This is a genomic window from Stutzerimonas nitrititolerans (assembly GCF_003696285.1).
GTDB lineage: Bacteria > Pseudomonadota > Gammaproteobacteria > Pseudomonadales > Pseudomonadaceae > Stutzerimonas > Stutzerimonas nitrititolerans.
Genome location: NZ_RFFL01000096.1, coordinates 1 through 353, shown reverse-complemented (window position 1 = coordinate 353; position 353 = coordinate 1). Strand labels below are relative to the sequence as shown.

The 353-nt window shown below is 24.1% G+C and carries 1 protein-coding gene; it reads right to left on the bottom strand.

Translation table 11 applies throughout. The features are described 5' to 3' along the window. The coding region (locus EA795_RS21125) for a hypothetical protein (protein ID WP_205891514.1) at nucleotides 1-353 on the bottom strand (353 nt) is incomplete at both ends.

Genomic DNA, 353 nt, shown 5'->3' with positions numbered 1-353 from the left:
ATAAATTATCTACACTTTCATCTTCTTCTTTTTGTTCTGCTTTTCCATCATTTGTATCTTCATAATTAATTATATGATTATCATCAAATTGTGATTTATCATCTAATGTGATTTGTTCATTCTTGTCTTTAACTTCAGTAATCAATACTTTATTTACTTGTAATTCATCGTCTAATTTATTACTTGTTACTTTAGCTAAACCAGAATAATATTTACCCTTATATTCAAATGGTTTAAATGTAGTATTGTAATCTATGCTGTAATCAAAGTCGCCTTTTTTTATTGATTCCTTTTCTTGTTCTAAATTATAATTTTCTTCGTTTAAGAAACCAAATGAAATTCCTTTAATATCA